This window comes from Staphylococcus sp. GDY8P131P (assembly GCF_017891975.1).
GTDB lineage: Bacteria > Bacillota > Bacilli > Staphylococcales > Staphylococcaceae > Staphylococcus > Staphylococcus nepalensis.
This window is the reverse complement of the sequence record NZ_JAESKF010000022.1, coordinates 1-10,790: the sequence shown is the minus strand read 5'-3', so window position 1 is coordinate 10,790 and position 10,790 is coordinate 1. Positions and strand designations below refer to the sequence as shown.

General features: G+C 30.0%; 11 protein-coding genes and 3 pseudogenes. 7 read left to right on the top strand and 7 right to left on the bottom strand.

Annotation, left to right across the window (positions count from 1 at the left end; translation table 11 throughout):
- Window positions 1–239, bottom strand: a pseudogene (locus KA894_RS14760) (protein rep); the annotation flags it as partial.
- Window positions 240–255: 16 nt separating this feature from the next.
- A complete protein-coding gene (locus KA894_RS13805) occupies window positions 256–1,194 on the bottom strand; it encodes a replication initiator protein A (protein ID WP_204174402.1) in 939 nt (312 codons plus the stop codon).
- A gap of 445 nt (window positions 1,195–1,639) precedes the next feature.
- Here KA894_RS13805 and KA894_RS13800 point away from each other — a divergent pair, with 445 nt between their 5' ends.
- A complete protein-coding gene (locus KA894_RS13800; protein WP_107386014.1) occupies window positions 1,640–2,410 on the top strand; it encodes a DUF536 domain-containing protein in 771 nt (256 codons plus the stop codon).
- Between the two features lie 116 nt (window positions 2,411–2,526).
- On the opposite strand, the gene KA894_RS13795 is transcribed toward KA894_RS13800, so the two are convergent.
- The 4 genes from KA894_RS13795 to KA894_RS13780 form a co-directional block, all read right to left on the bottom strand.
- Window positions 2,527–2,661 (bottom strand): hypothetical protein, encoded by a 135-nt coding sequence (locus tag KA894_RS13795; protein WP_002509686.1) that lies wholly within the window; start codon window positions 2,659–2,661, stop codon window positions 2,527–2,529.
- Between the two features lie 13 nt (window positions 2,662–2,674).
- A complete protein-coding gene (locus KA894_RS13790; protein WP_119530591.1) occupies window positions 2,675–3,559 on the bottom strand; it encodes a permease in 885 nt (294 codons plus the stop codon).
- 90 nt (window positions 3,560–3,649) lie between these two features.
- Window positions 3,650–3,970, bottom strand: a complete 321-nt coding sequence (locus KA894_RS13785) for an ArsR/SmtB family transcription factor (RefSeq protein ID WP_002509688.1) — start codon at window positions 3,968–3,970, stop codon at window positions 3,650–3,652.
- 49 nt (window positions 3,971–4,019) lie between these two features.
- Window positions 4,020–4,214 (bottom strand): hypothetical protein, encoded by a 195-nt coding sequence (locus KA894_RS13780; protein ID WP_002509689.1) that lies wholly within the window; start codon window positions 4,212–4,214, stop codon window positions 4,020–4,022.
- A 284-nt stretch (window positions 4,215–4,498) separates the two neighbouring features.
- On the opposite strand from KA894_RS13780, the gene arsD reads away from it, so the two are divergent.
- The 6 genes and pseudogenes from arsD to arsC all read left to right on the top strand — a co-directional run bounded on the left by arsD (window position 4,499) and on the right by arsC (window position 10,221).
- A complete protein-coding gene (arsD, locus tag KA894_RS13775; protein WP_013730043.1) occupies window positions 4,499–4,846 on the top strand; it encodes an arsenite efflux transporter metallochaperone ArsD in 348 nt (115 codons plus the stop codon).
- Window positions 4,833–6,554 carry an arsenical pump-driving ATPase gene (gene arsA, locus KA894_RS13770; RefSeq protein ID WP_204176590.1) on the top strand — a complete coding sequence of 574 codons (1,722 nt, stop codon included), beginning with the start codon at window positions 4,833–4,835 and terminating at the stop codon, window positions 6,552–6,554. Before arsD ends, arsA begins: the two co-directional genes overlap by 14 nt.
- Window positions 6,554–8,205: pseudogene (locus KA894_RS13765) on the top strand (FAD-dependent oxidoreductase). Before arsA ends, KA894_RS13765 begins: the two are co-directional and overlap by 1 nt.
- On the top strand, window positions 8,202–8,516 hold the full coding sequence (locus tag KA894_RS13760) for an ArsR/SmtB family transcription factor (RefSeq protein ID WP_002509693.1): 315 nt from the start codon (window positions 8,202–8,204) through the stop codon (window positions 8,514–8,516). The pseudogene KA894_RS13765 and the gene KA894_RS13760 overlap by 4 nt, the downstream one beginning before the upstream one ends.
- Complete coding sequence (arsB, locus tag KA894_RS13755) at window positions 8,516–9,808, top strand: arsenite efflux transporter membrane subunit ArsB (protein WP_002509694.1); 1,293 nt, start codon at window positions 8,516–8,518, stop codon at window positions 9,806–9,808. Before KA894_RS13760 ends, arsB begins: the two co-directional genes overlap by 1 nt.
- A 17-nt stretch (window positions 9,809–9,825) precedes the next feature.
- The gene (arsC, locus tag KA894_RS13750; protein ID WP_002509695.1) at window positions 9,826–10,221 is read left to right on the top strand and encodes an arsenate reductase (thioredoxin); all 396 of its coding nucleotides are present in this window, start codon (window positions 9,826–9,828) and stop codon (window positions 10,219–10,221) included.
- 267 nt (window positions 10,222–10,488) lie between these two features.
- Here the strand turns inward: arsC and KA894_RS13745 are convergent.
- Window positions 10,489–10,662, bottom strand: a pseudogene (locus KA894_RS13745) (helix-turn-helix domain-containing protein); the annotation flags it as partial.
- Window positions 10,663–10,790 lie beyond the last annotated feature (128 nt).

The following is a 10,790-nucleotide window of genomic DNA, read 5'->3' as shown; positions in this document are numbered from 1 at the left end:
ATGTGCTTTTTCTTCTTCGTCTGTGATTTTATCTTCATCACTTGTATTAATTAAATTACCATCTTCGGCATCATCTAAATTTAAAATTTTATGCTTTTGTTTAAGCAGTCCACCATAACTCAACATACGTTTTCGGTATAAACCTTTTCCAAGTCATTCACGATTTCTTGATTTCTTTCATCATCATCAGTTAAAAAATCAGATGACTTAACCGAATATTTAGAGGTTTCTTTGATTGCTATAAGATTATCTAAATTATTGGTTAAAGATATTATGTTGTTTCATGTTTTGACGACGCATATTAAGTGCGTGTATTTCTTCAAGTTCAGCTTTAATCGATTGCATCAAATAACCTTGCATACCTTCAACTGTTTCATTTTTCTGTAGCAACATCGCTTTAAATCGTTTTAAGACACTGATAAGTTCGAACTCCACGTCTTCTAAACGGTAATATGTATCATGAGCATTATTAAATGATTTTTTTCCTTTAAGTAAAACACTTTTAATAATACGAATTTCTCTAATTTCAAAATTACTTAAGTAATCTTTGATTTGTTGTGGCAATTCTTCAAGCACTTGGAATTTTAAGGCATCATTATTAAATTCAGTTTGTTGATGATTTGTATGATCCGAATGATCATGACTTATTGAATTGTTATATGTATCATTCATATCATACGTATCATTATTCTCAGTCTCTATATAATCAGTATTACTTAAGTCAGTATCATTAGACTGTGAATTTGGAAGTTCTTGACCACTTAAATTCATAGTTCTAGAACTTCCAAATTCATTGTTCTGGAACTGTGAATTTGGAAGTTCCTTGGTACGACTGCCTTCAACATCATAATTGGGTTTTAATAAATACAATCTATTGGGTTTATTAAGGCCAACACGTTCTTGAGTTAGTAAATTAAAACTTACTAACTCTTTTTTCAATTTTATGATTTTTTGTTCTGCATAACCTAAGTATTCGCACAAATGTTTATTACTGAAAATAAAGTAAATGTTATTATTTTTATCTACCCATTCATTTTGGATGGATAATTCAAAACGATCTTTTAATAACGCATACATAATTTTGGCTTCTGCTGACATTTTCTTAAAATATATATCTTCAAATAAATATTTAGGCAGTTGATAAAACCTTTCAGTTTTTACTTGTGATAAATTGTATTTCTCAAAATTGGGCATAATAAAAACCTCATTTCCACTTTTTTTGGATTGAGGTAATAAAACAATTTTTACGTAAGTTATATGTTTTGTGCTTGCACTTAGATGATTAGATATATATAATACAAGTATCAAAAAAATATATAAACAAACGAATGCGAATCGTTTTATTACCGAGAGTCGATGCTACGCCAATAGCATCGACTCTTTTAATATTCATAAAGTAATATTAACACTTTTATGGTCGTATATAAAGCGTTTTAAGTGTAGTTAAAAGCACATTATAACCTCAAAATAGTAAAATTTATTAATTTGGTGCCTAATTAGGCACCAAAAATATCCGATAGGTAGCTAATTAGTCACTTAGGTAGTGAAATAGGTGGTAAATTTAGGCGGTAAAAGATGAAAAAATATTTGCTATGTGGTAAAATTTAGGTACTAAATTAGGTACCTAAGGGTGGGTGTTATGAAAACTATTAAAATGGTTGCTGATGAATTGGATGTAACTAAACAAACTATTGTTAATAATGCTAAAAGCTTAAATATATCTTTTGAAAAAGAAAATGGAATTAATTATATTAATGATAATGATTGTTTGAAAATTATAGAAAAAATCACTAAGAAAGAAAGAACAACGCAAAATAAAGAATCAGTAAAAAAAGAAATGTTTGATGAAAATACTGCAGAAGTTGAAAAGCATATATATAATAATTCAAATAGTTCTGAGACATTAAAAACAAAAGCAAATGAATTAGAAAAGCAAATAGAAATCTTTGAAACTAGAGCTAAAAATGATGAAAAATATATTGAGAATCTAACTAAACAACTAGATCAACAAAATAGCAATGTTAATACATTAAATAAACTGTTGGAGAATCAACAAATATTAGCTTTAGAAAGTAATAAAAAGATTCAAAAACTAGAAAACCAATTAGAAGAAGAAAGACAGCTTAATTATTCTTTTGATACAGTGACTAATGATAGACAAAACGTTAAACCGCAAGAAGCAACTTTTACTGAAGAATCTCAAAATATCAACCAACAACAAAAGAAAAGTCAACCAACAGAAACAGAAGTAAAACATAAGGATAGAACTGAAGAGAAAAAGGATGACAGTACAAATGAAGAAGTATTAGCGAAAGATGATAAACCATCTGAAGAAATAGAGAGTGGGCCTGAGGATAAGGAAGCAGAACCACCTAAAAAGGGGTTTTGGAGTCGTTTGTTTGGTAGCTAATATAATTAATTAGGCACTAAAAGGTTATAACCTTTTAGTGCCTTTTATATAGTGAGAACTTCTGATAATCATCGATTATGTTAATAAATGCAAAATCAAACAGAACTTTTTTAATGTTAGCAACAATTTTTATTACCATTTTCTTTTTTCTCATTATTTTCGTCTTTTTTGTCTGTTTTCTCTTCAATTTCAACTGAACAACATGACTGTTCTTGAGGTTTTAATTTTTTTAATGCGTCTTTGATACCCATTTACTTCACCTCCTTAAATGATTAAGTTAACAACTAGACCAGTAGCAATAGCTACGACTAAAATTGCTATAACAAAAGATATTACAAATTTCTTTTTAAATAATTTCGATAACAATACAACTTCAGGAATACTTGCTCCTGCGCCACCTATAATTAATGCTACGACTGTTCCCAGTGACATACCTTTAGATACTAAAGCTTCAGCTATAGGAAGCATTGTTTCTGGTCTAATATACATAGGTATACCAATAACAGAAGCAATAATAACAGAGATAATACTATCACCACTCGCATATTGTGTTATAAAGGTTTCTGGAATAAATCCATAAATAAATGCCCCAATAAATACACCAATAATTAAATAAGGTAACATTGGATATAGGAAAGCCCAAGCATCATTTAGCGCTTGCTTAACACGAGATCCTGATTTATTAGTGAAAAATCCATCACCTTTGACATTAACGCCTTTATAACTCTCTGCTAAATTCATTTTTGAAAAAACAAGGCCAGTTAAAATGCTGAATATCGCTAATACAACAAAATAAACAACAGCAACTTTCCACCCTAATAAAATCCATAGCATAAATATCATGAGTGGATTCATGAGTGGCGAAGCGATTAAGAAACTCATAGCTGGACCAAACGGAACTTTAGAGTTTAACAAACCTGCAAGTATAGGAATAGTAGAACAAGAACAAAATGGTGTAATAGCACCAAAAATCATTCCTAATACATAGTTGGTTGCTTTATTTGGTTTGCTTAAAAGCTTTTGTATTTTATCTTCTGATACTACTTGTTGAATTAAACTTACAATAAAACTTACAACTATAAATAATGCTAACAATTCAAAAAATAACATTAAAAATGTTTTTATGAATTCGATGATTGAATCTGTCATTAGTATAACTCCTCTGAATTTATTTAATCAATTTTTTTTGATATATAAATTAAAAAAAGTTGATTAATATGATGTGTAAGAAGATAAATCCTATAATATTTTACAGCAAGTATCTTCAGTTAATACAACTTGAATTTGTGCTTCATTGATTTTGTAGTAGTTCCAAGTACCGTATTTTTCAGGTATTAAAATCTGTGCACTTACTAGTTTTTTTAAATGATATGAAATTTTAGATTGTTTTAAATCTAATAACTCCTCTAAGTCGCATACACATAGTGATTTATTAGGGCTTTGACTAATTTGATTAAGTATTTTTAATCTATTTTTGTCAGCAAGTGCATTAAACATGCTTTCATAAAAAGCTAATTGTTCATCTTCATTCATATCAGTTTTTGCTTTAATAACTTCCATAAAAAGAACACCTCTTTTTTATAATATTTGATTAGAGTTTATATTATTTTTATTTCAATTCTTGTATTGCTTGTTTGTAGTTATTTTCTGTTGATTCACCATACTGATGAATATTACCTTTAAAGAACTCCTTCTCCATATATATTGTAGCTTCTTTTAAAGTGACTTCTCTTGATACCATAACAAGATTTAAATAACTTACAAAGTAACCAACAGATAAAGTACTTGCGTGGTTTACTCGCAATCAGGCACACCTCCTTATTGTCTAAATAATTTTATTCCATTTAATATATCAATTTTTTTTGATATATTAAATATAAATCAATATATACATTATTGCAAGATTAAAAAACTATAATTTCACATAAACTTAGACATGCTCCACAGCAATAGTAAAAATATTTTCTTCCTAACTATATTATTAGAAACTCAAATTAAGTTAAATTTTAAAAATCCAAATCAATACATAGACACTAATCTATATAGATGCTAATCTATGGTAGTAAAATAATTAATGAGGTGAGTATAATGTTAAATATTGAAATATACGAAGAAGCTATGTGCTGTTCTACTGGCGTATGTGGTCCAGAACCGGATGAAACACTAATAAAGACGAACCAAATCAATGAATATTTAAAACAAAATCAAATAGAAGTTCAACGTTATAATATGAGTAATAATCCGAATGAATTTATTAAAAATAAAGAAGCTATTCGTTTAATTCAAGAAAAAGGTAATGAAGTTTTACCAATCACTTTTATAGAAGGCAATATAGCTAAAACGGGTACTTATATTACCCAAGAAGAAGCCGATGAAATTATTACGGTTAATCAGATGAGAAATGGAGGATGCTGTGGTGGAGATGGATGCTGTTAAATACTTAAATAAATTGAATTTAGATAATGTTGAGTTAACAAAATATTTGTTTTTTACTGGTAAAGGTGGCGTAGGCAAAACGACGATATCAAGTTCTATTGCTTTAAACTTAGCAGAGAATGGAAAGAAAGTAGCTTTAGTAAGTACTGATCCAGCTAGTAATTTACAAGATGTATTTCAAATGGAATTATCTAATAAATTAACTACATATCAACCTATACCTAATCTCTCTATAGCCAATTTTGACCCGATTGCTGCTGCAGACGATTATAAAGCACAAGCTATAGAACCTTATGAGGGTATTCTACCAGAAGATGTGCTTTCTGAGATGAAAGAACAGTTAAGTGGTTCGTGTACAGTTGAAGTAGCAGCATTTAATGAATTTACAAATTTTTTATCCGATAAAACTTTAGAACAAGAATTTGATTTCATTATATTTGATACAGCTCCAACAGGTCACACCTTGAGAATGCTTGAATTACCTTCTGCATGGACAGATTATTTAAATACAACGAGTAATGACGCTTCTTGCTTAGGTCAATTATCGGGTTTAAATGAAAATAGAGGTAAATATAATTCAGCACTTGAAAAACTACGTAACCAAGACGATACGACCATGATCTTAGTTGCGAAACCTAACCACTCTTCTATATATGAAATTCAAAGAGCGCAACAAGAATTACAACAACTATCAATTTCTAAATTCAAAGTAGTCATTAACAACTATATAGAAGAAAGTCACGGTTTAATTTCGAGTCAGATGAAATCAGAACAAGATAAAAACATTAATCATTTTACTGAATGGTTAAATAACAATCATGCTTATTACGTTCCATATAAAAAGCAGAAAGAAGAAGGTATAGAAAGTTTAACTAATCTATTAAATGATGATAACTTAATTGAAAATGATGACTTTATTGTTGAAGATCATCCGCAATTCAATAAATTAATAGATGAAATTGAAAATAGTAAAGTTCAATATTTATTTACAATGGGAAAAGGTGGCGTTGGTAAAACGACAGTAGCAACGCAATTAGCTACAGAATTATCTAATAAAGGACATCGTATTCTTTTAGCAACGACTGACCCTACTAAAGAAATTAATGTTGAAACCACAAGTAATTTAAATACTGCTTATATTGATGAAGAACAAGCATTAGAAAAGTATAAAAAAGAAATATTAGCCATAGTGAATGATGATACACCACAAGACGATATTGATTATATTATGGAAGATTTAAAATCACCTTGTACAGAAGAAATAGCATTTTTCAAAGCCTTTAGTGACATTATGGAGAATCAAGAAGACATGGATTACGTAATTGTAGATACAGCTCCTACAGGCCATACCTTGTTGTTACTTGATTCTAGTGAAAATCACTATAAAGAACTAAAGAAAAAATCAACTCAAACTACCAGTAATGTTGAAACGTTATTACCTAAAATTCAAAATCAAGATTTAACACAGATGATAATCGTAACACTAGCAGAAAAAACACCTTATTTAGAATCTAAACGTTTAGTAGAAGATTTAAATAGAGCCGATATAGGACATAATTGGTGGGTCGTTAATCAATCATTAGTTACGCTAAATCAACGTGATGACCTTTTTAGTAACAAAAAAGAAGATGAATCGATTTGGATAAACAAGATTAAAAATGAAAGTCTTAATAATTACTTTGTCATACCTTATGGAGGGTTAGAATAATGAAAAAAATTGTTATCATTGGTTCAGTTGCTGCCGGTACGAGTGTCGCGGCTAAAGCAAGAAGAAATAGTGAAGATGTTGAAATTACCGTTTTTGATAAAGGTAGTGATATTTCGTATTCCGTATGTGGTATCCCCTACTATATAGGAGGTAATGTATCTGATATTGATGAAAATGCTAAATGGTTTAAAGAACGCTTTAATATAGATATTTATACAGAATATGAAGTGAATAAGATAAATGATAGTGATCAAACAATAACAGTTACTAATTTAGTAAATGATGAAAAGATGATTCAAAAATATGACGAATTAGTATTAGCAACAGGTTCATCGCCTAAAGAACTCCCTCAATTAAATAGCGAAGAATATAATAATGTGTTTAAAGTTAAAAATATTAATGATGCCAAAGCAATTTATAATTATATTAATGACCATGATGTTCAGAATATAACAATCGTTGGCGGTGGATTTATTGGTTTAGAGATGTTAGAACAATTATCTAATTACAACACTTCAATTGTTCAACGTAACACTTTTATGCCTCATTTAGACTACGATATGAGTTTTATGATTCAAGAATATATTGAAGATAAAGCTAACGTATATACCTATAATGAAATTGACATTATTGATTATGATGAGAATCATACGATAAATAGAGTCAGCTTAAAAACTGGCGAATTAATTGATACAGACTTAATCATTATTGGGATTGGTGTCACACCAAATACTAAATTAGCTAAAGAAATTGGTATTAATATTGGAGAATCTGGAGCAATACAAACCAATAAGTATTTGGAAACAAATATTCCTCATATATATGCAATTGGTGATGCAGCAGAAAGTTATAATTTAATTACTGGTAATCCTATATATAGACCGCTAGGTTCTACAGCAAATAAAATGGGTCGTATTTTAGGAGATCGATTAACTGGTGGAAATCTAGAACATAAAGGCATTTTAGGCACAGGCATTGTCCGTATCTTTGATATGACAATTGCCCAGACAGGTTTAACCGAAAAAGAAGCTGTTGAGTTAGAAATTGATATTGATGTATTACACAATGTGAAACCGAATCGTCCAGAATATATGCAAGGTCAAGAAATGGTAATTAAAGCTATATTTGATAAAAATAATTCTAAATTACTTGGTGCGCAAATAGTTGGGTATGAGGGCGTAGACAAGAGAATTGATGTACTAGCTACTGCTATAACATTTGGTGCCAAAGCAGAAGATTTATTTCATTTAGATTTAGCATATGCACCTCCTTTTTCTACAACTAAAGATCCTGTTATTTATACAGGGATGATTGGTCACAATATTACTCGAGGACGTAAAATTATAACGCCTGAAGAAGTCGTAAAACAAAAAATGATTTATTGATTTTAGATGTACGTTCTCCAAAGCAATTTGAAGTTGATCATGTTGATGGAGCGATTAACGTCCCATTGAAAACGTTGAGAAGTTATGCAAAAACGTTAGATGAAAATCAAACAATCGTGACTTATTGTAATAAAGGTACTACTGGTAATGCTGCACAAAACGTACTTATTAATTTAGGCTTTAAACAAGTATATAATTTATCAGGTGGCAATAAAAATTATCAACGATATAAAAGATTTCAAGTAGAAAGGGAGAAGAAAAATTGAATTATAATGAGATATCACAATACTTGAAAGTGATTGCTGATAGTAGCCGTCTTGAAATATTAGATTTGTTATCTTGTGGTGAATTATGCGCTTGTGATTTATTAGAGCATTTTTCTTTTTCTCAACCCACATTAAGTCATCATATGAAAGTATTAAAAGACAATAATTTAATTACATCCAGAAAAGATGGTAATAAAAATTTATACAAATTGAATCATGACGTATTGGATGACGTTACATCACGACTGACTCTATTGAGTTCCAGTACTGTCCCATGTATATGTGAAACAGTAGAGAAAGGTGAGTGTTAATGATGACGATATTAGCAATCACAATCTTTGTATTAACGTTAATTTTTGTTATATGGCAACCTAAAGGTCTAGATATTGGTATTACTGCATTAATTGGTGCTGTAGTTGCTATAATCACTGGCGTTGTAAGCTTTTCAGACGTACTAGAAGTTACTGGAATTGTTTGGAATGCGACCTTAACTTTTGTTGCAGTTATTCTTATTTCACTCATATTAGATGAAATTGGCTTCTTTGAATGGTCTGCTATACATATGGTGAGAGCATCAAAAGGTAGCGGATTGAAAATGTTTATCTTTATCATGCTATTAGGTTCAGTTGTAGCAGCTTTCTTCGCAAATGATGGAGCAGCTTTAATACTTACTCCTATTGTTTTAGCTATGGTTCGTAGTTTAGGATTTGATAAAAAAGCGATATTTCCATTTATTATTGCTAGTGGTTTTATAGCTGATTCTACATCATTACCGCTCATTGTCAGTAATTTAGTTAATATTGTTTCCGCAGATTATTTCGATATTGGATTTATTGAATACTTCAGTAAAATGATTATACCTAATATATTCTCATTGATCGCAAGTATTCTTGTTTTATGGTTATATTTTAGAAAGTCTATTCCAAAAACATTTAATGCAGTAAACATTAGAGAACCAAGAGAAGCGATTAAAGATAAAAAACTTTTTAACATCTCGTGGATCGTACTTGGTATATTACTCATTGGTTATTTAATAAGTGAGTTTATAAATATTCCAGTATCCATTATTGCTGGTATCATTGCTTTAATATTTGTATTATTAGCGCGTAAATCTAAAGCCGTGCATACGAAACAAGTAATTAAAGGTGCGCCATGGAATATTGTTTTATTCTCCATTGGTATGTATCTCGTCGTATTTGGTTTGAAAAACGTGGGCATTACAACACTTCTTGGTGATGTACTAACAAACATTTCAAGTTATGGCTTATTTAGCAGCATTATGGGTATGGGCTTTGTAGCTGCATTCCTATCCTCTATTATGAATAACATGCCAACCGTTTTAATAGATGCAATAGCAATTGGTCAATCGAGTGCTACAGGAATATTAAAAGAAGGTATGATTTATGCGAATATTATCGGATCTGATTTGGGGCCTAAGATAACACCAATTGGTTCGTTAGCCACACTTCTTTGGTTACACGTACTAACTCAAAAAGGTGTCAAGATTTCTTGGGGAACCTATTTTAAGACCGGAATTATTATCACAATCCCTGTTTTATTTGTAACCCTATTAGGTCTATATTTAACACTAATAATTTTTTAAAAGAGAGGTAATAATAAATGGATAAGAAAACAATTTACTTTATATGTACTGGTAATTCTTGTCGTAGTCAAATGGCTGAGGGCTGGGGAAGAGAAATACTCGGCGAAGAATGGAATGTTTACTCAGCAGGTATCGAAACGCATGGCGTAAATCCTAAGGCGATAGAAGCTATGAAAGAAGTGGATATTGACATATCAAACCATACTTCTGATTTAATTGATAATAAAATTTTAAGACAATCAGATCTAGTTGTTACACTTTGTAGTGATGCTGATGAGAATTGTCCAGTCATCCCGCCTAATGTAAAAAAAGAACATTGGGGCTTTGATGACCCAGCAGGTAAATCTTGGTCAGAATTTCAACGTGTAAGAGATGAAATAGGTCAAAAGATCAAGCAATTTTATGATAATTAAGTTAATATAAAATTCAAAAACAGAGGATAAGCATTGTTATATGTGCTTATCCTCTGTTTTATATAATGATATTTGCTGCTTACCTTTTTCTGTTAGTTCTGCATATATTGTTGTGCCACATATAGGAAAACACCCATTGTAGAATAACTCTATATTTTTTGCTAAATCTTGCCTCGCTATGCTTTCAAGTGCTAATAAAAAATTTTTTCGCTTACATCTAAAGTTTTAAAATCTACACTTTATTCTTCTCTAATCGATAACAGTACATTATACACTAAATCTTGTTTTAACAACGTTCATCACCTCGTATTTATCTAGATGACGATACAAGGTTGCTCTACTTATATTTGTCTGTTCTTTTATCTCATCTAAAGTGTATTTTTTGCTCATATACATCTCAATAGCATCTCTAAGGTTATTATCATCGCGTTTGGGTTTACCCTAATCGAACCATTATCGATGCTAGTAAAACAGTATTTCTGTATGTATGATTAGAGTATTAAAAATGTTCGTTTTTGACACAAACCTCTTAACTTAATAATAAGAGGTGTCACTTTATTCGATATATG

Excerpts from the sequence above, each read along its gene's own strand:
- KA894_RS13805 (WP_204174402.1), bottom strand. The coding sequence starts at position 1,194 with ATGCCCAATTTTGAGAAATACAATTTATCACAAGTAAAAACTGAAAGG.
- KA894_RS13800 (WP_107386014.1), top strand. The coding sequence starts at position 1,640 with ATGAAAACTATTAAAATGGTTGCTGATGAATTGGATGTAACTAAACAA.
- KA894_RS13795 (WP_002509686.1), bottom strand. The coding sequence starts at position 2,661 with ATGGGTATCAAAGACGCATTAAAAAAATTAAAACCTCAAGAACAGTCA.
- KA894_RS13790 (WP_119530591.1), bottom strand. The coding sequence starts at position 3,559 with ATGACAGATTCAATCATCGAATTCATAAAAACATTTTTAATGTTATTT.
- KA894_RS13785 (WP_002509688.1), bottom strand. The coding sequence starts at position 3,970 with ATGGAAGTTATTAAAGCAAAAACTGATATGAATGAAGATGAACAATTA.
- arsD (WP_013730043.1), top strand. The coding sequence starts at position 4,499 with ATGTTAAATATTGAAATATACGAAGAAGCTATGTGCTGTTCTACTGGC.
- arsA (WP_204176590.1), top strand. The coding sequence starts at position 4,833 with ATGGATGCTGTTAAATACTTAAATAAATTGAATTTAGATAATGTTGAG.
- arsB (WP_002509694.1), top strand. The coding sequence starts at position 8,516 with ATGATGACGATATTAGCAATCACAATCTTTGTATTAACGTTAATTTTT.
- arsC (WP_002509695.1), top strand. The coding sequence starts at position 9,826 with ATGGATAAGAAAACAATTTACTTTATATGTACTGGTAATTCTTGTCGT.